General features: G+C 72.0%; 22 protein-coding genes and 3 pseudogenes. 11 read left to right on the top strand and 14 right to left on the bottom strand.

The window, feature by feature from the left end:
* Window positions 1-7 precede the first annotated feature (7 nt).
* Both ABZ396_RS37330 and ABZ396_RS37325 read left to right on the top strand, forming a co-directional pair.
* A complete protein-coding gene (locus ABZ396_RS37330; protein WP_358923975.1) occupies window positions 8-1,267 on the top strand; it encodes an arsenic transporter in 1,260 nt (419 codons plus the stop codon).
* 16 nt (window positions 1,268-1,283) lie between these two features.
* Window positions 1,284-1,778, top strand: a complete 495-nt coding sequence (locus ABZ396_RS37325; RefSeq protein ID WP_358923968.1) for a universal stress protein — start codon at window positions 1,284-1,286, stop codon at window positions 1,776-1,778.
* Between the two features lie 12 nt (window positions 1,779-1,790).
* Here the strand turns inward: ABZ396_RS37325 and ABZ396_RS37320 are convergent, their stop codons facing one another.
* Complete coding sequence (locus ABZ396_RS37320; RefSeq protein WP_358923970.1) at window positions 1,791-3,617, bottom strand: RICIN domain-containing protein; 1,827 nt, start codon at window positions 3,615-3,617, stop codon at window positions 1,791-1,793.
* Between the two features lie 454 nt (window positions 3,618-4,071).
* Window positions 4,072-4,971 (bottom strand): helix-turn-helix domain-containing protein, encoded by a 900-nt coding sequence (locus ABZ396_RS37315; RefSeq protein ID WP_359186837.1) that lies wholly within the window; start codon window positions 4,969-4,971, stop codon window positions 4,072-4,074.
* Window positions 4,972-5,040: 69 nt separating this feature from the next.
* On the opposite strand from ABZ396_RS37315, the gene ABZ396_RS37310 reads away from it, so the two are divergent.
* Entirely contained in the window at window positions 5,041-5,820 is a 780-nt protein-coding gene (locus tag ABZ396_RS37310; RefSeq protein ID WP_358926384.1) for a phytanoyl-CoA dioxygenase family protein, read from the top strand.
* 91 nt (window positions 5,821-5,911) lie between these two features.
* Here ABZ396_RS37310 and ABZ396_RS37305 read toward each other — a convergent pair whose 3' ends face one another.
* From ABZ396_RS37305 to ABZ396_RS37295, 3 genes are all read right to left on the bottom strand, one after another.
* Window positions 5,912-6,880 (bottom strand): aldo/keto reductase, encoded by a 969-nt coding sequence (locus ABZ396_RS37305; protein ID WP_358926386.1) that lies wholly within the window; start codon window positions 6,878-6,880, stop codon window positions 5,912-5,914.
* A 94-nt stretch (window positions 6,881-6,974) separates the two neighbouring features.
* Window positions 6,975-7,508 (bottom strand): flavoprotein, encoded by a 534-nt coding sequence (locus ABZ396_RS37300; RefSeq protein WP_358926388.1) that lies wholly within the window; start codon window positions 7,506-7,508, stop codon window positions 6,975-6,977.
* A 20-nt stretch (window positions 7,509-7,528) separates the two neighbouring features.
* Window positions 7,529-7,987 (bottom strand): nuclear transport factor 2 family protein, encoded by a 459-nt coding sequence (locus ABZ396_RS37295; protein WP_358926390.1) that lies wholly within the window; start codon window positions 7,985-7,987, stop codon window positions 7,529-7,531.
* Between the two features lie 95 nt (window positions 7,988-8,082).
* On the opposite strand from ABZ396_RS37295, the gene ABZ396_RS37290 reads away from it, so the two are divergent.
* Window positions 8,083-8,634 carry a TetR/AcrR family transcriptional regulator gene (locus ABZ396_RS37290; protein WP_358926392.1) on the top strand — a complete coding sequence of 184 codons (552 nt, stop codon included), beginning with the start codon at window positions 8,083-8,085 and terminating at the stop codon, window positions 8,632-8,634.
* A gap of 277 nt (window positions 8,635-8,911) precedes the next feature.
* Here ABZ396_RS37290 and ABZ396_RS37285 read toward each other — a convergent pair whose 3' ends face one another.
* The gene (locus ABZ396_RS37285; protein ID WP_358926394.1) at window positions 8,912-9,112 is read right to left on the bottom strand and encodes a ferredoxin; all 201 of its coding nucleotides are present in this window, start codon (window positions 9,110-9,112) and stop codon (window positions 8,912-8,914) included.
* Between the two features lie 12 nt (window positions 9,113-9,124).
* Window positions 9,125-10,360 carry a cytochrome P450 gene (locus ABZ396_RS37280; RefSeq protein WP_358926396.1) on the bottom strand — a complete coding sequence of 412 codons (1,236 nt, stop codon included), beginning with the start codon at window positions 10,358-10,360 and terminating at the stop codon, window positions 9,125-9,127.
* Window positions 10,361-10,653: 293 nt separating this feature from the next.
* Here ABZ396_RS37280 and ABZ396_RS37275 point away from each other — a divergent pair, with 293 nt between their 5' ends.
* A complete protein-coding gene (locus ABZ396_RS37275) occupies window positions 10,654-11,286 on the top strand; it encodes a LysE family transporter (protein WP_358926400.1) in 633 nt (210 codons plus the stop codon).
* Between the two features lie 15 nt (window positions 11,287-11,301).
* On the opposite strand, the gene ABZ396_RS37270 is transcribed toward ABZ396_RS37275, so the two are convergent.
* Entirely contained in the window at window positions 11,302-11,721 is a 420-nt protein-coding gene (locus tag ABZ396_RS37270; RefSeq protein ID WP_358926402.1) for a nuclear transport factor 2 family protein, read from the bottom strand.
* Between the two features lie 186 nt (window positions 11,722-11,907).
* On the opposite strand from ABZ396_RS37270, the gene ABZ396_RS37265 reads away from it, so the two are divergent.
* A complete protein-coding gene (locus ABZ396_RS37265) occupies window positions 11,908-12,357 on the top strand; it encodes a nitroreductase family deazaflavin-dependent oxidoreductase (RefSeq protein WP_358926404.1) in 450 nt (149 codons plus the stop codon).
* Between the two features lie 115 nt (window positions 12,358-12,472).
* On the opposite strand, the gene ABZ396_RS37260 is transcribed toward ABZ396_RS37265, so the two are convergent.
* Window positions 12,473-13,450, bottom strand: coding sequence for a cation diffusion facilitator family transporter (locus tag ABZ396_RS37260; protein WP_358926406.1), 978 nt, complete (start codon window positions 13,448-13,450; stop codon window positions 12,473-12,475).
* Window positions 13,451-13,571: 121 nt separating this feature from the next.
* Between ABZ396_RS37260 and ABZ396_RS37255 the strand changes: the two are divergent.
* Window positions 13,572-14,585: pseudogene (locus ABZ396_RS37255) on the top strand (glutathione S-transferase C-terminal domain-containing protein).
* A gap of 15 nt (window positions 14,586-14,600) precedes the next feature.
* Entirely contained in the window at window positions 14,601-14,906 is a 306-nt protein-coding gene (locus ABZ396_RS37250) for a DUF4235 domain-containing protein (protein WP_358926410.1), read from the top strand.
* Window positions 14,907-14,912: 6 nt separating this feature from the next.
* Here the strand turns inward: ABZ396_RS37250 and ABZ396_RS37245 are convergent, their stop codons facing one another.
* Window positions 14,913-15,305, bottom strand: a complete 393-nt coding sequence (locus tag ABZ396_RS37245) for a VOC family protein (protein ID WP_358926411.1) — start codon at window positions 15,303-15,305, stop codon at window positions 14,913-14,915.
* A 51-nt stretch (window positions 15,306-15,356) separates the two neighbouring features.
* Window positions 15,357-15,713 (bottom strand): annotated as a pseudogene (locus ABZ396_RS37240) (TetR/AcrR family transcriptional regulator); the annotation flags it as partial.
* 72 nt (window positions 15,714-15,785) lie between these two features.
* On the opposite strand from ABZ396_RS37240, the gene ABZ396_RS37235 reads away from it, so the two are divergent.
* Window positions 15,786-16,349 (top strand): TetR/AcrR family transcriptional regulator, encoded by a 564-nt coding sequence (locus ABZ396_RS37235; RefSeq protein ID WP_358926412.1) that lies wholly within the window; start codon window positions 15,786-15,788, stop codon window positions 16,347-16,349.
* Between the two features lie 4 nt (window positions 16,350-16,353).
* Here ABZ396_RS37235 and ABZ396_RS37230 read toward each other — a convergent pair whose 3' ends face one another.
* Entirely contained in the window at window positions 16,354-17,202 is an 849-nt protein-coding gene (locus tag ABZ396_RS37230; protein WP_358926413.1) for a hypothetical protein, read from the bottom strand.
* Window positions 17,203-17,381: 179 nt separating this feature from the next.
* On the opposite strand from ABZ396_RS37230, the gene ABZ396_RS37225 reads away from it, so the two are divergent.
* The gene (locus ABZ396_RS37225; RefSeq protein WP_358926414.1) at window positions 17,382-18,332 is read left to right on the top strand and encodes an NADP-dependent oxidoreductase; all 951 of its coding nucleotides are present in this window, start codon (window positions 17,382-17,384) and stop codon (window positions 18,330-18,332) included.
* An 86-nt stretch (window positions 18,333-18,418) separates the two neighbouring features.
* On the opposite strand, the pseudogene ABZ396_RS37220 reads toward ABZ396_RS37225, so the two are convergent.
* Window positions 18,419-18,682 (bottom strand): annotated as a pseudogene (locus ABZ396_RS37220) (NAD(P)-dependent alcohol dehydrogenase); the annotation flags it as partial.
* Between the two features lie 219 nt (window positions 18,683-18,901).
* On the opposite strand from ABZ396_RS37220, the gene ABZ396_RS37215 reads away from it, so the two are divergent.
* Window positions 18,902-19,294 carry an anti-sigma factor antagonist gene (locus tag ABZ396_RS37215; RefSeq protein WP_358926415.1) on the top strand — a complete coding sequence of 131 codons (393 nt, stop codon included), beginning with the start codon at window positions 18,902-18,904 and terminating at the stop codon, window positions 19,292-19,294.
* Between the two features lie 40 nt (window positions 19,295-19,334).
* Here the strand turns inward: ABZ396_RS37215 and ABZ396_RS37210 are convergent, their stop codons facing one another.
* Complete coding sequence (locus ABZ396_RS37210) at window positions 19,335-20,291, bottom strand: ribose-phosphate pyrophosphokinase (protein WP_358926416.1); 957 nt, start codon at window positions 20,289-20,291, stop codon at window positions 19,335-19,337.
* Window positions 20,292-20,303 lie beyond the last annotated feature (12 nt).

Raw genomic sequence — 20,303 nt, 5'->3', positions numbered from 1 at the left:
ACGCGCCCTGAACACCCCGCTCGCCGAGGCCCTGTCCGTCCTTCTGCTCGCCGCCGTCCTCGCCTGGGCCGTGCTCCGGCCCCGCGGCTGGCCGGAGGCGGTGCTCGCCGTACCGGCGGCGGGGGTGGTGATCGCCACCGGCGCGATCTCGCTGGACCACACCCGTGCCGAGGCCGAACGGCTGGGCCCAGTCGTCGGCTTTCTCGCCGCCGTCCTGGTGCTCGCCCATTTCTGCGACGTGGAGGGGCTGTTCCGTGCCTGCGGGGCGTGGATGGCCCGCTGGGCGGACGGACGGCCGGTGCGGCTGCTCACCGCGGTGTTCGCGCTGGCCTCGGTGATCACCGCCGTGCTGAGCCTGGACGCGACGGTGGTGCTGTTGACGCCCGTGGTGTTCGCGACGGCGGCCCGGTCCGGGGTGCGGGCCAAGCCGCACGTCTACGCCTGTACGCATCTGTCGAACACCGCCTCGCTGCTGCTGCCGGTGTCCAATCTGACGAACCTGCTGGCGTTCGCGGCGAGCGGGCTGAGCTTCACCCGGTTCGCGGCGCTGATGGTGCTGCCCTGGCTGGTGGCGATCGGCGCCGAGTACCTGGTGTTCCGGCGGTTCTTCGCCCGCGACCTGTCCTCGGCGGCCCCGGGGGCGAAGGACACCGGCGAGCCGCCCCGGTTCCCGCTGTTCGCGCTGGTGACGGTGGCCTGCACGCTCGCCGGATTCGTGCTGACCTCGGCACTCGGGATCGACCCCGCGTGGGCCGCGTGCGCGGGCGCGCTGGTGCTCGCCGGGCGGGCGCTGGTACGGCGGCAGGCGACACCGCTGTCGGTCGTGAAGGCGGCCGCTCCCGCGTTCCTGGCGTTCGTGCTCGCGCTCGGAATCGTGGTGCGGGCGGTCGTCGACAACGGCCTGGCCGACGCCCTCGGGCAGGTGCTGCCGGACGGGACGGGGCTGCCGGCCCTGCTGGGCATCGCCGCGCTGGCCGCCGTACTGGCGAACATCGTCAACAACCTGCCGGCGGTACTGGTGCTGCTGCCGCTGGCCGCGCAGACCGGGCCGGGCGCGGTACTGGCGGTGTTGCTCGGGGTGAACATCGGGCCGAACCTCACCTACGCCGGTTCGCTCGCGACGCTGCTGTGGCGCAGGATCGTGCACCAGCACGATCACGGGGTGGATCTCGGGGAGTTCACCCGGCTGGGGCTGCTCGCCGTGCCGGCCGCGCTGGGAGGCGCGGTGGTGGCACTGTGGGGAGCGCTCCAGGTGGTCGGGACCTAGACGGGAGGCCATGGACATGCGGGTGATCGTCTGGCTGGTCGAGGGAACCTGGCCCGCCTGTGTGGACGCGGCGCGCGACTACGCGCGGGACGCGTCCGAGGTGGTGCTGCTGCACGTGGCCCAGCCGGAGGCGGCCGGGCTCGCGCACGGCGCGTTCGCGGGGCTGCTGGGCCGGGCCGGTTCGGAGACGGACCCGGAACCGCGGCTGGTGGAGCTCGGCGGAACGTCTGCGGCGGAACTGCTGGACGCGGCCGAGGCACGGCTGGGGCGGTCGTGCACCCGGCTGGAGCGGACCGGGCGCATCGAGCGGGAGGTGGTGGCCGCCGCCGAGGGAGCCGGTCTGCTGATCCTGGCCCGGGACGGCGACCGGTCCCGGCTCGGGCCGCACAGCCTGGGCAAGGCGGTACGGTTCGCCGTCGACCACGCGCCCTGCCCGGTGCTGCTGGTCTGGCCGGAGGGGGCGCCGGACCTGACGACGATGCCGCCCCCGCCGCCGCACCACCACCACTGAGCCGGTACCGGCTCAGCGGCCGCGGTGACCGCCGCCGCCGTAGCCGCCGTCGTAGCCCCAGCCGCCGTAGCAGTAGCCCGGGTACTCCTCGCACGGGTTGTGGCTGGGGGTGCTGCTCGGCGGCGTGGGCTGCGCGGTCGTCCTGGACGCCGACGGGGTGGGCGTCGGCGCGGGGGTCTTGGCGGCCTTGGTTGTGGCGGTGGCCGACGGGGTCGGGGCGGGCGCCGGGGGGGTCTCGGCGTCCCAGTTGACGATCTGCATCTGCAGGTCGGGCTGGGAGGTGTCCATCACCCAGCGCTGGGCACCGACGTTCGCCCGGGTCTTGACCACCAGGGAGCCGCCGCCGTCGGTGGCGGCCGGGGCGAGCGCCAGTTCCTGGTCCCAGCGGGGCACCAGGGCGCCCTGGAGGGTGAAGTCGTAGCGGATACTCCGGCTGCCGGTCCCGGAGGCGGCCGGGCACGGGGCGAGCTGGACGGAGTAGCCGAGGTGCGAGTCGAGGCACAGGCCGGGGTCGGCGCCGTTGCGCAGCAGCCCGTCGTTCTCGTACGTCCACTGCTGCCCGGCGACGGAGGAGCACTCGGCGAGTTCGGTCTCGGCGCCCTTGACGGCCTTCTTGCCGACCACGCCGATGCACAGGCCGGAGGCGATGTTGTGCAGGCGCCCGCGCAGGGTCCCCTGGGTGGTCTGGCTGGTGCCGATCCAGGACGGTCCCGAGCTGGAGGCGCCGGCTCCGGGCGTGACGGCGGGCTTGGGGGCGGCCGCCGAGCCGGAGCCGTCGCCCGAGCCGAGCACCGACCACAGCACCAGTGGCAGCACGACCAGACCGCTCACCGTGCCCACGGCCACGGCAAGGTTTCGGCGGCGCACCCGGCGGGCGGCCCGCTGCTTGGCGCGGCGGGTGAGAACGGGGTGCACCACCATGTCGTTGCCCGGCGTGGCCGTCGCCGGCGCGAATGCCTCGCCGCCCGCGAGTCCGCCGTCGGGCGTGGCCTCCTGCTCGGCGGGCTCCGCGGTGAGGCCGGCCCTCGACTCCAGATAGGCGCGGGCGCCCCAGCCGAGCACGGCCTCGGCCAGGGCGAGGCCGAGGCCGCCGTTGAACTGGTGGAGCTGGTCGGCGGTGTACCGGCAGTGGTTGCAGCCGTTGAGGTGCTGCAGGAGGTCTGGGTCGATGTCGACGCCGCCGCGCCGGAAGGTCACGTCGATCATCCGGACGTAACGCTGGCAGTCGTCCTCGTGGGCGAGTTCGCGGTGCACCTGGAGGCACTCCTCGCGCAGCCGCTCGTGGGCCCGGCGCAGTGCGACCCGCGTGTCCTGCTCGTCGAGGCCCAGCAGCCCGGCGGGCCTCGACAGCGGCTCCGACTCGACCTCGGTGTGCCACAGCACCGCCCGGGAGGACTGGGTCAGGCGCTGGAAGGCGCGGGAGAGCAGCCGCCGGTTCGCGGGTGGGAGCAGCCGGGAGGCGGCCCGCTCCCCCTTGCCTGCGCGCAGTTCGGGGTGCAGGAGTTCGCCGCGGCCGTCGTTGTCCCATTCGGCGGCGATACGGCGGACGGTGACCAGCAGTCGGGGACGCCAGGCGGCGGTGGGGCCGGTCTGGCGGAGGGATTCACCGAAAAGCCGGGTGAATGCGGCGGTGGTGAGCATTCCCGCGCCGCGGGTCCCGTCGGTGCACAGACGGGCGTAGGCGAAGGCCGCTTCCCAGTGGCGGTCGAGCAGTTCACCGACGGGGTGCAGCGCGGGCGCCGTGCCCGTCCATTGCTTGAGCTCGGCGCTGAGCTGCTCGTCGGTGACGTCGAACGGCCGGGCGGGGGTAGGGGAATTCCCCAGGCCTGCGTCATTCACGGCGGCTTTCCTTCCAGACGCAACGCGGGATAAAGTCCATACCAACTGGTATGCGAGCGGTATGCGCCCCGGCCGATGCCATGATCGGATGGGCCTGTTGGGGGTTCGGCCCGCGAACGTCCGCCGTCGGCAGCTCTTTTGAAGCGTGGGGGGCGTACGGGAGCGGCCTCGCGCATGCGGGGGTGAAATGATTGTCCGCATGCCGACACGGCACACCTTGGCACAGGCCAGCAGGGCATAACAAGGGATCTCGGGGTTTTGCGCATTGCCTGGAGCTTGCGCTGATTTGACGAGTCGTCAATGGGGTTACTCGCGCTTTGTCGTTGTATCGACATCGTAATTGGCGCGGGGTTTCAGGGCGGACCGCCCCGGCATCGGCACCAACCATTGAACCACGGCCCGACCTGCGCAGGCCGTCCGGCCGACGGCGTCCACGAACCAATGACCGCGGGCATTACGGACGTTCATCGAAACGGCGGTAGGCGCCGGGCGGGACACCGTATCTTTCGCGGAAAACCCGGTTGAAATGGAACGGGCTCGGAAATCCGGACGCGGCGGCGACCCGCTCGACGGTCAGGTCGGTGCTCTCCAGCAGTCGGGCGGCGTGTCGCAGCCGCGCCTCGCGCAGCGCGCGCATCGGGGGCACGCCGGTCTGCCGGGTGAAGAGGTGGGCGAACCGGGACGGCGAAAGCGCGACACGTGCGGCGAGCGAGCCGACGGTGTGCGGGGCGCCCGGGTCGGCAATGATCAGTTGCTCGGCGCGGCGCACGCGCGCGTCCCGGGCGTCCGGACCGGGTGGTGCCCGGTGCGCGCCGGCCGTCGCGAGCAGGACCACCTCCTCCAGCACGCAGAGGGCGAGATCACGTGCCGCGCTGCCGTACGCGACGGCGACGGGCGCTTCGCCGGGTACGGCGGCGGGCGGCGCGCCGCTGCCGGTCCAGCGGGAGTCGGCCAGCGCCCGGCGGAACGCGGCCTCGATCCGGGCGTGCGCGTCGTCGGGGGCGCCGACGGCGTACACGCCGTCGCCCACGGCACACGGGCCCAGCCACTGCGCCCAGCCGGGACGGGCCTGGCAGTGGGTCCACCAGAAGCGCCAGCGGCTCGCCCCGGGCCCGACCGTGTAGCTGTGCGGGACGCCGGGTGCGAGAACGACGAGGTCGCCCGGCCCCGCCGAGGTCTGTGCGGTTCCCTGCCGGAGCAGGCCGCGGCCGTCCGTGGTCCAGGTGAACAGCCAACTGCTCGATCCCTGAGGGCGGTTGACGCGGTAGCCGGGCCCCTGGTCGTAGCGGCCGGTGACGACCATGCCCGGCGGCGGAGCCGGGACAGCGGTCCCGGGCAATCCCTCGGCGGTCATGGACATCCTCTCCGCGTAAGCGTCGGCCTAGCCTGACAGGCCCAGGGCACCGGACCGAGGAGCGCGGGTATGGCAGTCACGGGCATCGACACCACCATGGTGCGGCGGTTCGAGGAGGACGGGTTCACCGTCGTACGCGGGCTTTTCGGATACGACGAGATCGACCGGTTGTGCGCGCAGTTCGCGGCGCTGCACGCGGCGGGGCGGCCGGTGCCGGGCCACTTCCGGCCGGGGCCGACGGGGGATCCGCTGCACCGGTATCCCCGTGTCATGCAGCCGCACGAGATCAGCGCGCTCGCCCGGCGGTTCCTGCTGGACGCGCGGCTGCGGGTGATCCTGGAGGAGCTGTTCGGGGAGGAGGTGCTGGCCGCGCAGAGCATGTTCTACTTCAAGCCGCCGGGGGCCCGGGGGCAGGCGCTGCACCAGGACAACTTCTATCTGCGGGTGGAGCCGGGGACATGCGTCGCCGCGTGGGTCGCCTGCGAGGAGATCGACCGGGAGAACGGTGGCTTGGAGGTGGTGCCCGGGACGCATCGGATGGAGCTGTTCTGCCCGGAGGAGTCGGATGCGGAGCTGTCGTTCGCGCGGGAGTACGTGGCACCGCCGGAGGGGCTGGTGGCGGTGCCGGTGGACATGGGGCCGGGGGATGTCCTGTTCTTCAACGGGAGTCTGGTGCACGGGTCTCAGCCGAACCGGTCCGTGGACCGGTTCCGGCGGTCGTTCATCGGGCACTACGTGGGGCGGTCCGCGGTGCGGATCGGGGGGTATTACCGGACGTTGACGATGGCTGGGGAGAGGGTTCCTTTGCTGGAGAGCGAGGGGGCTGGGCCGTGCGGTACGGAGCGGTAGCCGTCGAGTGCGGGTGGGTGGGTGGGGGCTGGTCGCGCCCACGCGGCGGAGCCGCACAATGATCCAGCCCCTCGCCCCTGACGTGGCGCTTTCAGTGGCCGGCGATCGAGTGGGGGCCGTAGGGCCGCTGGAGCTCATCGAGTTCCTTGTCGCTGAGCTCCAACTCCACTGCCGCCACCGCGTCCTCGATGTGCCCGGGCTTGGACGCGCCGATGATCGGGGCCGTCACCGTGTTCTGGCGGAGGAGCCAGGACAGGGCCACCTGGGCTCGCGGGACGCCCCGGTCGTCGGCAAGTCGGGTGACCGCCTCGACGGTCGCGCGGTCGCCCTCCTGGTAGAGGCGGTCGCCGAAGTTGTCATTGGCGCTGCGCTCGGTGACCGTGCCCCAGTCACGCGTGAGGCGGCCCCGGGCCAGCGGGCTCCACGGCAGCACGCCCACGCCCTGGTCGGCGCAGAGCGGCAGCATCTCGCGCTCCTCCTCGCGGTAGAGGAGGTTGTAGTGGTTCTGCATGGAGACGAACTTGGTCCAGCCGTTCCGCTCGGCCGTGTACTGGGCCTTGGAGAACTCCCAGGCGTACATCGAACTCGCCCCGATGTAGCGGGCCTTGCCCGCCTTGACGACGTCGTGCAGCGCCTCCATCGTCTCCTCGATCGGCGTCTCGTGGTCGAAGCGGTGGATCTGGTAGAGGTCGACGTGGTCGGTGCCGAGGCGGCCGAGGCTCTGGTCGATCTCCGTCAGGATCGCCTTGCGGGACAGACCGCCGCCGTTGGGGCCGGGGCGCATCCGGCCGTGCACCTTGGTGGCGAGGACGATCTCGTCGCGCCGGGCGAAGTCGCGCAGCGCCTTTCCGACTATCTCCTCGCTGGTGCCGTCCGAGTAGACGTTGGCGGTGTCGAAGAAGTTGATGCCCGCTTCCAACGCCTGCCGGATCAACGGGCGGGACGCCTCCTCGTCGAGGGTCCACTCGTGGGTGCCGCGGTCGGGCAGGCCGTAGGTCATGCAGCCGAGGCAGATCCGGGACACGTCCAGGCCGGTGCGGCCGAGCTTCACGTACTCCATCGTTGTCTCCCGCGTTAGAGATCACGTCGCAAGAGCCGAGCGTACGTCGGCTCGCCGTCCGGCCTCGCGTCACGACGGCGGTAATCGGACGCCGTCAGCTCTGCTCCAAAAGGTCCAGCGCCCGCTCCCAGGCGAACTCGGGGCGCCGGCCGTCCACTTCGGTCCCGCCGGCGTGCGGGTCGCCGAAGCGGACGCCCAGCCCGCGCAGCCGCGTCAGGCTCTCCTGGTAGGCGGGGTGGGCGGTCAGCGCGTCGGCGACGCACGGCAGGACGGCGATCGGGACGCCCAGGCCCAGGGCCTCGCAGAGGGTGGCAACGGCGAGGGTGTCGGCGAGCCCGGCGGCCCATTTGTTGACGGTGTTGAAGGTGGCGGGGGCGACCACCACCGCGTCCGGCGGCGGGAAGGGGCGCGGGTCGGAGGGCCGGCGCCAGGCCGACCGGATGGGGCGGCCGGTGCGTGTCTCGGCCTCGGCGGTGTCGAAGAATCCGTTCATGGCGACCGGGGTGGCCATGACCCCGACCTCCCAGCCGCGTTCCTGGGCCGCGGTGATCAGACTGCCGACGCCGGCGGCGCTGCCGGCCGCGCAGACGACGAGGTAGAGGAACGGCTTCGAGGTCGCATCGGTCATCCGGGCACCTTATGCGGGACCTACCGGAGCGGGAACGACAGGCCCCGCTCGGACTCCGGGCGCGGACCGTGGATCCGGCGTTCGTGCTCCTCGATCGGGACGTCGTTGATGCTGGCCTCGCGCCGGGTCATCAGCCCGTGCTCGTCGAACTCCCAGAGTTCGTTGCCGTACGACCGCCACCACTGCCCGGCCGCGTCGTGGGACTCGTACTGGAATCGGACCGCGATGCGGTTGCCGTCGAAGGCCCACAGGTCCTTGCGGAGCGCGTAGTCCAGCTCCCGTGCCCATTTGGCGGTGAGGAACCGGACGATCTCGGCGCGGCCGGTGACGAAGGCGTCCCGGTTGCGCCAGACCGAGTCCTCGGAGTAGGCGAGCGCGACGCGCTGCGGGTCGCGGCTGTTCCAGGCGTCCTCGGCGGCCTGGACCTTCTGGGCGGCGGTCTCGCGGGTGAAGGGCGGCAGGGGCGGACGGTCGGCCATGATTTCCTCCTTCGGTGGAGAACGTTCGTTCTCTCCGTCGCTGCTAATGTAGGAGAACGCACGTTCTCTCGTCAAGGAGTGATCCGGGAGTGGTCATGGACAGCGCGGTCGCGCGTGAGCAGGCCCTGGACGCCGCCGAGCGGCTGTTCTACGGACGCGGGGTGCAGTCCGTCGGCATGGACGACATACGCGGCGCCTCCGGCATCTCCCTCAAGCGCCTCTACCAGCTCTTTCCCGCCAAGGAACAGCTCGTCGTGGCCTATCTGGAGCGCCGGGACGTGCGCTGGCGGCAGCGGCTCGCCGAGCACGTCGAGCGGCAGGCGGATCCCCGGGAGCGGCTGCTCGCCGTATTCGACTGGCTGGCGGGGTGGTTCGGCGAGGAGGACTTCCGGGGGTGCGCGTGGATCAACGCGTACGGCGAGCTGGGTGCCACCTCCGAGCGCGTGGTGGACCATGTGCGGGGCCACAAGCGGGCGTTCCGTGACTACCTGGCTGGCCTGGTGGCCGGTGCCGGGCTGGACCCCTCGCTCACCGGGCCGCTGTTCCTGCTGGCCGAGGGGGCGATGGTGACCGCGGGCATCACCGGGAGCACGGAGCCCGCGGCCGAGGCGCGCGAAGCGGCCCGGGCGCTGCTGCGTGGCCGGTGAGGTCAGGCCACGGCGAGCGCCGGGAGCACGGCCCGGGCCTGCCCAACCAGGCCTTCGGGCAAGGGGAGTGCGGGCCTAGGGCCTGTTGCGAAAGTCCCGTCGCCCGCCCGGAGGGCGGGCCCCGCGGCGTCCGGTGCGCGCTCTGGGGGTCCCCCCGGCCGGAGGCTGGGCGAGTGCCGGGTGCAAGCCCTCGTACTGGACGTACTTGGGTTTGTGCCCGGTGCGGCGAGAGTGCGTGCCGGGCGTCGCGGGGCAGGCGGGACTTTCGCAACAGGCCCTAGCCCGTCGGCTCCTTGACGGTGATGGCGTGCACCGGGCAGGCCCGGGCCGCCTCCCGGACCAGCGGATCACCGTCGCCGTCCTCCTTGCCGGGGAGGAGGGTGCTGAAGCCGTCGTCGTCCTGGGTGAAGACGTTCGGGGCCGTCAAGGCACACTGGCCGGCGCCGATACAGACGTCCCTGTCGATTTCGATGTGCATGGCAGAAGCCTCTTACCAGGTCACGGGGAGTTCCAGCATCCCCTGGATCGTGTCGCCGGGTTTGAAGGGAATCTCCTCCGGCGGCACGGCGAGCCGCAGGTCCGGCAGCCGCTCCCAGAGCGTGCTCAGGGCGATCTCCAGCTCGGCGCGGGCGAGGTTCTGGCCCAGGCACTGGTGGATGCCGAAGCCGAAGCCCACGTGATGCCGGGCCGAGCGGTTCCAGTCGATCGTGTCGGGGTCCTCGTAAACGGCCGCGTCGCGGTTGATCACCGAGGTCGCGAAGAGCACGCCCTCGCCCTCACGGATGGTCGTGCCGGCCACCTCGATGTCCTCCAGGGCGATCCGCAGCATGCCGTCGGCGATGGACAGCATCCGCATCAGCTCCTCCACGGCGGCGGGCATCAGCGCCGGGTCGGCGCGCAGCTCGGCCAGCCGCTCGGGGTTCTGGAGCAGGGTGAAGGTGCCGAGCGAGATCATGTTGGCGGTCGTCTCGTGGCCGGCGACCAGCAGGATCATCGCCAGCGAGAGGACCTCGCCGCGGGTCAGCTCCCCGTCGCGCAGCCGCTGGTGGACGAGTTCGTCGAGGACACCGTCGCCGGGAACGGCGTCCCGGCTCTTGCTGTCGACCAAGCCGCCCAGGTAGGTCTCCAGCTCTGCCCGGGCCTCCTGGGAGTCGGCGGCCGTCGGACCGCGCAGCAGCCGCCGGGACTGCGCCTCGAAGAACTCGTGGTCGGCGTACGGGACGCCGAGCAGATCGCAGATGACCATGGACGGCACGGGCAGGGCGAAGGCGCTCACCAGATCGGCGGGCGGCCCCTGGGCGACCATCGTGTCGAGCAGTTCGTCGACGATCCGCTGGATGGACGGCCGCAACTGGGTGGCCCGTTTGACGGTGAAGGCCGGGATCATCATCCGGCGCTGGGTCTGGTGCTCCGGGTCGTCGAGGCCGAGCAGGGCGATCCGGCGGTCGCGGACCCCGGCGGCCCGGGCCGTCGGCATGGGGAAGTCGGTCCGTCGGCGGTCGCTGGACAGCCGGGGGTCGGCTAGCAGTGCCCGGGCCGTGGCGTGACCGGTGACCACCCACACGGGGCGGCCGTCGAACAAGGTGACCCGGGACAGCGGCCGGCTCTCGCGCAGCGGGTCGTAGCCGGTGGGCGGGTGGTAGGGGCATGTGCGGTCCTGCGGCCAGGCCACAGGGTCGGCCGGGACAGGAGTCGTGGGTTCCGTCAGGTCCGTCAGTTCGTTCATGGAAGACCTCGCAGACGAATGTCGTACGTCGTGCCGATCTTCATTAGATGCCCGGGGCACCTATGGGGCGACCGCAAGTTCAGCCAGATCGGTGAATCGGGTGATCTGGCCGAACCGCACGCGGTCGGGGGACGGTTCCGCGCCGAAATTCGCTTGCCGGGGCGGCGACGCGGGCCACAGGATCTGCGCATGAACACTCCTGACGCCGTGGTGCCGCTGATCTGCGCGACCGTCGGTCGGGGGCGGGTCCAGCAGCAGCCGAAGCGTCCCTGGAGGCCCGAGCCCGCACGCCCGTGACGGCCGCGCTCGTCGCCGGCCTGCTTGCCGGGTACGGGATCGCCGTCCCGGTCGGCGCGGTCGGCACATATCTAGTGTCCCTCACGGCTCGCACGTCACTGCGGACCGGCGCCTGCGCCGCGCTCGGCGTCGCGAGCGCCGACGGACTGTACGCCCTGCTCGCCGCGGTCGGCGGCGCCGCGCTGGCGGCGGCGCTGCTGCCGGTACTCGGCCCGCTGCGCCGGGCCTCGGCGCTGGTCCTGGTGGCGCTCGCCGTGCGTGGTGCGGCGGTCGCGCTGCGCCAGCACCGGGAGCGCCGGCTCACGACCCGGGCCGAGCGGCCGGTACCCGGCCCCGGACGGGCGTATCTCGGCCTCCTCGGGATCACGCTGCTCAACCCCACCACGGTGATCTACTTCGCGGCCCTGGTGGTCGGCACGCGTTCCGCCGAGCCGGAACGGCCGGTGGAGCAGGGCGTCTTCGTCCTCGCGGCCTTCTTCGCGTCCGCGAGCTGGCAGCTGCTGCTGGCGGGCGGCGGCGCGCTCCTCGGCCGGGGCCTGACCGGCCACAGGGGACGCCTGGTCACGGCGCTGCTGTCGAGCTGCGTGATGCTCGGGCTCGCGGCCCGGATGGCGCTGTCGCCGGGCTGAGGCCCCGGCGCGTGGTCAGGGCGCGAAGGCACGGGCCACGGCGAGACTGTCCTCGTAGACGTGGTGCCGTACGACCAGACCGTCCCGGACGGTGAGGTGCAGGGCGAACCTGGCGTGATACGAGCGCCCCGTGGGCCTCGCGGTCTGCCGGATCTCGCCGAGCACGACCGCGTCGTCGCCGTCGACCAGCACCCGCTCGATCCGGGTGTCCGCCCGCCCGGGGACATGGTGCTCGGCGAGGTCCCGGTAGTGCGCGGCGGCCGCGGCGCGGCCGCTGCGGTGGGTGATCCAGGGGGTGTCCGGGCGGTCGTGCTCGTCCTGCGGCCAGTTCAGCCGCCAGTCGGCGTCCTCCGCGTACAGCTCGGCGATCCGCTCGGGGGCGCCCCCGCCGATCCGGCGGAGCAGCTCCTCGACGACGGCATGTGTGGGGGACATGGGGGCGACCTGCCTCGGGTGTCGGACGGACGGGGTGTGTGCACGACTGTGCCCGCGGTGGGCGGGAAGTGCGATTACCCGCGAGGTAGGGGAGGTAAAGGAGGGCCCGGTGTCGTGCGGATGATCCGGGGCACTCCCGGTGTTGAATCATGGCGTCAGTCTTGGAAGCGAGAGGGGACGGACCTCATGCCTCTTGAGGGCGAGTACGAGCCCAGCCCGACAGCCTGGGTACGCGAGCAGGTGGAGCTGTACGAGAGCTCCGGCGGGACGAAGGGCACGACCCTGCTGGACACCGGGATGCCCGTCATCCTGCTGACCACCCGGGGGGCCAAGAGCGGGAAGATCCGCAAGACGCCGCTGATGCGGGTGGAGCACGACGGGAAGTACGCCGTGGTCGCCTCGCAGGGCGGTGCGCCCAAGCATCCGGTCTGGTACTTCAACATCAAGTCGGATCCGCATGTCGAGCTCCAGGACGGGGCAGTCAAGCAGGACATGACCGCCCGTGAGGTCACCGGCGCGGAGAAGGACGAGTGGTGGAAGCGCGCGGTCGCCGCGTACCCGCCGTACGCCGAGTACCAGACGAAGACCAACCGGGAGATCCCGGTGTTCGTGCTGGAGCATCAGCAGGGGAACTGAGCCCCCAGCAGGGGAGCTGACGATTCCGGGAATCCTTTCCGGCCGGGGAACGTCGGAATTTAGAAAAATCTGTTTCCCGCAGGCATGAACCGGCTTCGGGCCGGGCAGCCGGAAGTCAGGCCCCGCCGCGTTCCCCCGTCGCGGCGGGGCTTTCGCGTGCCTCCTGCGCGGAGCTGTCGGTCACGTCCAGGAAGATCTGGGCCGTCTCGCTGAGCGACCGGGCCAGGGACCGCTTGATGCGCACCAGGACCTCCTCGACCTGCTCACTGTCCAGGCCGGGCATCAGGTCGACCCGGGCCGCGACCAGGGTCGAGTCGAGGCCCAGCTTCATCGTGAACAGCGCTTCCAGGCTGTCGATCTCGGGCTCTTCCGCCAGCCGCTCCTGGATCTTGGCACTCAGCTCCGGATCCGCGGCCTCCCCGATCAGCTGGGTGCGGGCGTCGGCGCCCAGCCGGTAGGCCACGAACACCAGCAGGACGCCGATCGCCAGTGAGGCCGACGCCTCCCAGACGACCTGGCCGGTGACCATGTGCAGCACCATGCCGACCATCGCGAGAAGCACACCGAGCACCGCGGTGCCGTCCTCGGCGACGACCGTGCGCAGCGCCGGATCCCGCAGCCCCCGGTCCTCCCGGCGGGCCTGGTGCAGCGCCCGGAGCAGCGAGGCGCCCTCGGCGAGCAGGGCGACACCCAGCACGATCAGGCCCGCCACGTAGCCGCTGAGCTTCTCCTCCGCGCCGTTGCGCAGCGCCTCGACGCCCTGGAAGAAGGAGAAGCAGCCGCCCATGACGAAGATCCCGACGGCCGCCAGCAGCGACCAGAAGAAGCGCTCCTTGCCGTAGCCGAAGGGGTGCCGTTCATCGGGCGGACGGCGGCTGCGGCGCAGGGCGGCCAGCAGGAACACCTCGTTGAGGCTGTCGGCGACGGAGTGCGCAGCCTCGGACAGCAGTGCCGGCGAGCCGGCGACGACACCACCGACGGCCTTGGCCACGGCGATCACCAGATTGGCGGCGAGCGCCACGACCACGGTCAGACGTGTCCTGCTGTCAGCCTTGGACTGACTCGGATGTTCTTGCGATGAAGTCCCACTCACCACCGCCGACTGCCCCGGCCCGAGCCGATCACACCGTGCGGGAGGCACGAATCGGGGAACATCGGGAACACAGCCCTCAGGCGTGTATCGGCCCACGCCCGCCCCTCGCCAAGGAGGATTCATGAGCGGTGACGGCAACACCTCGTACGGGCACAAGGCGTTCTCCCGGTCCCCCAGTTACTTCGGGGACCGGATCACGGCGGACGGGCGGGACGGCTGGCCGGTGACGGCCGGGCCTTACCGGCTGGTGGTCAGCCGTGCCTGTCCATGGGCGAGCCGGGCACTGGTCTCACGGCGGCTGCTGGGCCTGGAGGACGCCCTGTCGCTGGCCGTCACCGATCCGCTCCAGGACGACCGCAGTTGGCGCTTCACACTCGACCCCGACGGCCGTGACCCGGTGCTCGGCATCCGGTTCCTCAGCGAGGCCTACGACCGCCGGGAGACCGGCTACCCGGGCGGGGTGAGCGTGCCCGCGATCGTGGACGTGCCGAGCGGGAGGCTGGTCACCAACGACTACCAGCGGCTGACCCTGGACCTGGCCACCGAGTGGACGGCACTGCACCGGGAGGGGGCACCGGACCTGTACCCGGTCAGGCACCGGGACGAGATCGACACGGTGATGGCGGAGGTCTACGAGGACGTCAACAACGGTGTCTACCGGGCCGGGTTCGCGCACGAGCAGGAGGGGTACGAGGAGGCGTGCACGGCGGTGTTCCGGCGGCTCGGTCTGCTCGCCGAGCGGCTGGCCGGGCAGCGCTATCTGGTCGGGGAAACCATCACGGAGGCCGACATCCGGCTGTTCACCACACTGGTGCGGTTCGACGCCGTCTACCACGGCCACTTCAAGTGCAACCGCTGGAAGCTGACGTAGAACCCGGTGCTGTGGGCGTACGCCAGGGACCTCTACCAGACGCCGGGATTCGGTGACACCGTCGACTTCGACCACATCAAGCGGCACTACTACCAGGTCCACACCGGGATCAACCCCACCCGTGTCGTGCCCCTCGGCCCGGATCTGGCCGGGTGGCTGACGCCCCATCACCGGGAGCAGCTGGGCGGCCGGCCCTTCGGGGACGGGACACCGCCCGGCCCGGTGCCGGCGGGCGAAGAGGTTCCGGTCGCGGGGCGGCCCTGAGAACAGGAGGCAGGCATGGCCAAGCGCAGGAAGAAGCAGAAGCTCGCTCTCGTCTACACGCCGCTCGGCTTCGTGCTGAGCTGGGCCGGCGGGGCGCTGGGCGCACTGGTATTCCGCCGGACCTGGATGGCGCTGAGCGGCGAGGAGGACGCGCCTGACGCCCTGGACCGGGACCGCGGCTGGGGCGAGGTGCTGCTGGCCGCGGCCCTCCAGGGCGCCGTCTTCGCGGTGGTGCGCAGTGCCGTGGACCGTACCGGCGCCACGGCCATCGAGCGCTCCACCGGGGCGTGGCCGACGGCCGGCAAGGGCGGCCGGGACTGAGCGGTGTCAGCCCTGCTTGGGTGCCAGGGGCGGCACCAGGCGCAGGGTGAAGGAGTGTCCGGCCGGGTCCGCGTACCCACGTTCCTCGTACGGCCCGGCCGGGTCCCGTGCCTCGATCGGCCGTCCGCCGAGCCCGACCACCCGGCGCTCCGTCTCGTCCAGGTCCTCGACCAGGAAGACGAGATGGGCCTGGAGGGAGTTCTCGGGGCGCGGCCAGCTGGGCGGGGTGGCGTTGACGTCACGCCGGAAGGCGATGCGGACGCCGTCGACGGCGCGGATCTCGACGAGGTTGGCGGACGCCTCGCTCTCCTCGCCGTCCAGCAACTGCCGGTAGAAGTGGGCGAGTTTCTCGGGCTCGGCGCAGTCGAGCACCACGACGGCTGCGGTCACCAGTGCCATGCTTCCTCCCTGGGAAGGTTCTCCCAGTGCGTCTGTCCCCCATCTCCGGATTCAGTCGGCCGCGGCACGGATGTGCGTGAGCCGGGCCTCGGCCGCCGTCAGCAGCAGGTCCAGGGCGGCCGGATAGGAACTGCCCCGCATCGAGGCGACCAGCTGGCGGGCGGTGGCCGCGATGTTCGGGTGGGTGGCGGCGGGCAGCCCGGCGTAGGTCGCCTGCCACACGTCCGCCTCGGCCTCGCGGGCGGGCTTGGGCAAGGCGGTGTTGGCGGAGTCGAGGGCGCCGTACGCGAGGGCCTGGTCGACGAAGGCGTGATGGACGCGGACCGCCTCCGCGTCCGGGAATCCGGCGCTCCGCAGCACCCCGAGGATGGTCTCGACGGCCTGGATCTCGTACGTCCGTCCGGTCACCCACCTGTTCGCGCAGGCGCTGCCGGGCGCGCTGGCCCTGGCCGCCGTCCTCGCGGCCCGGTGACCGGCCCGGTGCCCCGCCCGGCGGTCGAGGATCCGCGGGCCGCGCGCACCCGGGCGCGGCTGCGGGCGGCCCTGCTGGAGGAGTGCGCCGAGCGGCCGCTGGCGGAGGTGGGGGTGGCCGCACTGGTACGCCGGGCCGGGGTGGGCCGGGCCACGTTCTACGTCCACTACGACGGCCTGGAGGCGCTGGCGGTCGACGCCTGCGCGGACGTCGTACGGGAGGCGGTGGACGCGCTGCAGGCCTGGCGGGGCCGGCCCGATCCGGTGCACGCGCCGCCGGCGCTGACGGAGTTCTTCGCGGGGCTGGTTCCGCACGCGGCCCTGTACCGGGAGTTGCTCGCGCCGGGCGGCGGGGGTCCGCTGGGCCGGGTGCTGCACCGGGACCTGCGGGCCCGCAGCCTGGCCGAGCGGGAGCTGGCCGGCGCGGCCGACGCCCCGCTGGTGGCCTCGGCGGTGGCCGCCACTTTCGCCGGGGTGCTGGCCGACTGGCTGCACGGCCTGCTGGACGCGGGGCCCGGCGAAGTGGCCGTCCAGGTCTGGCAGTTGCTGGTCGCCCTGCACATGAGCCGCTGAGCGGTCAGGCGCAGGCGAAGGCGCGCCGCTCCTTCGGCCAGGCCTCCACGCCCTGGGAGGTGCGGACGTATGCCGTGCCGCCGTCGTCCGTCAGCCACAGCCGCCAGTGGCGGAGGCGATAGCCGGTGTCGTGGGCGTCGGCGGGCATGGCGATGTCGCCGTCGTAGCGGCCGTCGAGCACGGAGTCCCCGGCGAACACCCCGTGCGGGTCGCGGACGTACGTCTTCTCACCGAGCGTCAGGAAGTGCGCGGACTGCCAGCCGCAGTGCTCCGCGCCGGAGTAACTGGTGATCTTCGTGACGGGCACTCGCCGACCGCTCGCGTCCGTCCAGATCTCGTGCCGGCCGGGTCCCGATGTCACGCTCGCCGGGAGTTCGGCAGGGTCGCAGGAGGCGTTGGTCTCCGGCCCCCAACCGGGCCTGTCCCGCTGGTCCTTGGCGACCACGACGGCCACCTTCGTGCGCCCGCCGACGTCGTAGGAGTACAGCACCCGGTCCGCTTCCCGGCGCTCCACACGGTAGCCGCCGCGCGGTACCTCCGGGTCGAACATGTCGAAGAAGAGCCGGAGGCCGTCCTCGGGCGAGTCGCCGCCGTCGTCTTCGCTCCAGCCGTCGGGCCCGGTGCCCCAGTAGATCTCCCCGTCGCACTCCAGCGCACGGCCCGCCGCGCCGGAGGCGGTGCGCAGGGCCTGCGGCGTGCTCACGTCGGCCTCCTTGGCGGGGATGTCCAGCCGCCCGCTGTACGGCGTCGCCGGCGGCGACCCGTTCAGCACGAGCTCCGGCCCGCTTCCACCGTCGCAGGCCACCGCCGCTGCCGCCACCATTAGTGTCGCCGCCGCCAGTCCTCTGCGCATGCCCGCCCCTGTTCCTCGCCACCGCTGCCGTCCTTCGACGCCGGTGCGGGCCGGAACGTTCACTCCCGCCCGGAGACGACAGGTCTGGCACGCGGAGGCGGCAGGTCTGGCACGATTCCATCGAAGGTTGACCATCGTGCCATTTCCCGGGCGGGCGCATCCCGGCAGGCTGGGTGACCATGAGCAATGTGAACACGATGCGTGCGGTCAGCCAGGACGTCCTCGGCGGCCCCGAGGTACTGAAGGTGATCGAGGTTGCGCGGCCGCGGCCGCGCCCCAACGAGGTGCTGGTCCGGGTGCGGGCCGCCGGCGTCAACCCGACCGACTGGAAGCACCGGGAGACCGGTGGTTTTCTGGGTCAGCCGCCCTTCGTCCTGGGCTGGGACGTCTCCGGCACGGTGGAGGAGACCGGGATCGGTGTCGCCGCCTTCAAGCCCGGTGACGAGGTCTTCGGTATGGCGCCCTACCCGTTCGGCCACGGCACGCACGCCGAGTACGTGATCATGCCCGCCCATGCGCTGGTGCCGAAGCCCGCCGCGATCGACCACGTCCAGGCGGGCGCGCTGCCGCTGGTGTCGCTGACGGCCTGGCAGGCGCTGGTGGAATACGCCGACGTGAGGCCGGGGCAGCGGGTGCTGATCCACGCGGCGGCCGGCGGGGTCGGGCATGTGGCGGTGCAGATCGCCAAGGCGCGCGGCGCGTATGTGATCGGCACGGCGAGCGCGGGCAAGCACGGCTTCCTGCGGGAGATCGGCGTGGACGAGCCGGTGGACTACCGGTCCGTGGAGATCACGGAGGCGGTGCGGGACGTGGACGTCGTCCTGGACACGATCGGCGGTGACACCTCGTTGGATTCGCTGCGGGTGCTGCGGCCGGGCGGGGTCCTGGTGTCGATCCTGCCGGTGGGCTCGGCGGAGCTGTACGAGGAGGCCGGGCGGCTGGGGGTACGGGCGGTGCGGATGCTGGTGGACGCCGACCGGGCCGGGATGCGGGCGATCGCCGAGCTGACGGAGGAGGGAAAGCTGCGGGCCACCATCGCGGGGACCTTCCCGCTGGCCGATGCCGCCAAGGCGCATGAGCTGGGCGGCACCGGCCGGACCACGGGGAAGCTGGTCCTGGTGGTGGACTGACCCCAGGGGCCAGAAGATGAGCACGGGCTGGATCACCCACAGCCCGTGCTCATGCCCCGTACGGCCCGGTCCCGGGTCGTGTCGCCGCTGTGCGCGGCCCCCAACTCCCTGGCCGGCCAAAGGCGTTCGGCCGTGGTGGCGGGAGTGAGCGCGGCCGCCATGACCGCCGACAGGCCCACCTCTCCGGCGCCGAGGACGACGATCGTGGCGCCGAGCGGTTCGCCGGCGCGGACGACGGTGCCGGTGGCGTCGGCGCGGCGGCCGCCGGTCAGTTGAGCGGCAGCCAGGTGGCGCGGTAGGCGGGGTGGCCGCCGTCAGCGGCAGTTGCCGCAGGAGGTGAAGGACAGCACCGGTTCCGCCAAGTGCTGAGCAAGGCGTGGCACGCGTTGTCGTAGCGGAGCGGTAGCGCTCCCACGTGCCCGTTCCCCGACTGTCGCGCACGCCACAGAAAATGGCGCACCGAAGCAGCAGACATATGTCAATCGAACATGCTCAAATTCTCTCCATCGAGGGTAACTTGCAGAGCAGGGAACGGAATTGGACCGGCTGGGGTGAGAGGTGATGCCGTCGTGCGCCAGGAACCCCGACAGGATCCCGCGCCGCTCACCCGGCACCTGCGCATCCACCGGGACCGCGGATACACGGTGCTGGAGTTCCGGGGCGAGATCGACATCGCGGCGGCGGCGGAGATCACGCCCTACCTGGACCGGGCGACCGCGCGGGCGGGCTCCCGGGTGGTGATCAACCTGCTGCACATCGACTTCTTCGACTGCTCCGGGCTGCGGCTGCTGTACCGGGCACGCGGCCGGGTGCTGGAGCGCGGCGGCCAACTCCAGCTCGTGTGTACGCATCCGCTGACCTTGCGCTTACTGAGGGTGACGGGGCTGTCGCGGCTACTGCCTCCGCTGGCGACGCTGGACACCGCCCTGGGCCGGCCGGAGGCCACGTCCGGGTCGTTATGACGTCATGTCGGACTCCGATCCGCTACGGCTACTTCCCTGCCTAGAGGTTGCGCGGCTCGTCGAACAGGGCGCTCACGGACTCACCGTTGTGAATACGGCGTACGGCCTCGGCCAGGGCCGGGGCGATGGACAGGATCCGCAGCTTGTCCGTGTACTCCTCGACGGGGACCGGCACGGTGTTGGTGCACACGATCTCCAGCACGTCGGGCTGCTCGCTCAGCCGCTTGAGCGCGCCGCCCGCGAACAGCCCGTGCGTGCACGCCACCCGGATGGACCGCGGCGGCCCCTGCTCCCGCAGGCGCTCCAGCAGTTCGATGACCGTGCTGCCCTTGGCGATCTCGTCGTCGAGCACGATGACGTCCCGGTCGGCCACATCGCCGATGACGGAGCTGATGATGACCCGGTCGTCGGCGAACCGCTGTTTGGCGCCGGCCGCCACCTGGGCGCCGATCAGCCGGGCGAAGGCGGCGGCCTCCTTCGCGTTGCCGAGGTCGGGCGAGACGACGGTGGTGCGTGTCAGGTCGTACCGGCGGAAGTGCGCGGCCAGCTCCCGCAGCGCGTGCAGATGGTCGACCGGCACCGAGAAGAAGCCGTGCACCTGCGGGGCGTGCAGGGTCATGGCGAGGACCCGGCTCGCGCCCGCGGCCACCAGCAGGTCGGCGACGAGGCGGCCACCGAGCGAGATGCGCGGGGCGTCCTTCTTGTCGGAGCGGGCGTAGGAGTAGTGCGGCATGACGACGGTGATCCGGCCCGCTGAGGCACCACGGGCCGCATCACACATCAGCAGCAGCTCCACCAGGTGCTCCTGCACCGGCCGGACCAGGGGCTGGATCAGGAAGACATCCCGCTGCCGGCAGTTCGCCTGGAGCTGTACCTCCAGACAGTCGTTGGCGAACCGGCTGACCCGCGTCGGGCTGAGCGGCACCCCGAGGTGCGCGCAGACCTCCTCGGCCAGCTCGGGGTGGGCGCTGCCGCTGAAGACTGCGATGTCTCGCACGATCCGCTCCTC

It is taken from the genome of Streptomyces sp. NPDC005866 (genome assembly GCF_040629895.1).
Lineage (GTDB): Bacteria > Actinomycetota > Actinomycetes > Streptomycetales > Streptomycetaceae > Streptomyces.
Note: the sequence above shows the minus strand (reverse complement) of the source record. Positions and strands in the feature narration are given on the sequence as shown.

Coding starts and splice junctions, on each gene's coding strand:
- ABZ396_RS37325 (WP_358923968.1), top strand. CDS start 1,284: ATGCGGGTGATCGTCTGGCTGGTCGAGGGAACCTGGCCCGCCTGTGTG.
- ABZ396_RS37315 (WP_359186837.1), bottom strand. CDS start 4,971: ATGACCGCCGAGGGATTGCCCGGGACCGCTGTCCCGGCTCCGCCGCCG.
- ABZ396_RS37310 (WP_358926384.1), top strand. CDS start 5,041: ATGGCAGTCACGGGCATCGACACCACCATGGTGCGGCGGTTCGAGGAG.
- ABZ396_RS37305 (WP_358926386.1), bottom strand. CDS start 6,880: ATGGAGTACGTGAAGCTCGGCCGCACCGGCCTGGACGTGTCCCGGATC.
- ABZ396_RS37300 (WP_358926388.1), bottom strand. CDS start 7,508: ATGACCGATGCGACCTCGAAGCCGTTCCTCTACCTCGTCGTCTGCGCG.
- ABZ396_RS37295 (WP_358926390.1), bottom strand. CDS start 7,987: ATGGCCGACCGTCCGCCCCTGCCGCCCTTCACCCGCGAGACCGCCGCC.
- ABZ396_RS37290 (WP_358926392.1), top strand. CDS start 8,083: ATGGACAGCGCGGTCGCGCGTGAGCAGGCCCTGGACGCCGCCGAGCGG.
- ABZ396_RS37285 (WP_358926394.1), bottom strand. CDS start 9,112: ATGCACATCGAAATCGACAGGGACGTCTGTATCGGCGCCGGCCAGTGT.
- ABZ396_RS37280 (WP_358926396.1), bottom strand. CDS start 10,360: ATGAACGAACTGACGGACCTGACGGAACCCACGACTCCTGTCCCGGCC.
- ABZ396_RS37270 (WP_358926402.1), bottom strand. CDS start 11,721: ATGTCCCCCACACATGCCGTCGTCGAGGAGCTGCTCCGCCGGATCGGC.
- ABZ396_RS37265 (WP_358926404.1), top strand. CDS start 11,908: ATGCCTCTTGAGGGCGAGTACGAGCCCAGCCCGACAGCCTGGGTACGC.
- ABZ396_RS37250 (WP_358926410.1), top strand. CDS start 14,601: ATGGCCAAGCGCAGGAAGAAGCAGAAGCTCGCTCTCGTCTACACGCCG.
- ABZ396_RS37245 (WP_358926411.1), bottom strand. CDS start 15,305: ATGGCACTGGTGACCGCAGCCGTCGTGGTGCTCGACTGCGCCGAGCCC.
- ABZ396_RS37230 (WP_358926413.1), bottom strand. CDS start 17,202: ATGCGCAGAGGACTGGCGGCGGCGACACTAATGGTGGCGGCAGCGGCG.
- ABZ396_RS37225 (WP_358926414.1), top strand. CDS start 17,382: ATGAGCAATGTGAACACGATGCGTGCGGTCAGCCAGGACGTCCTCGGC.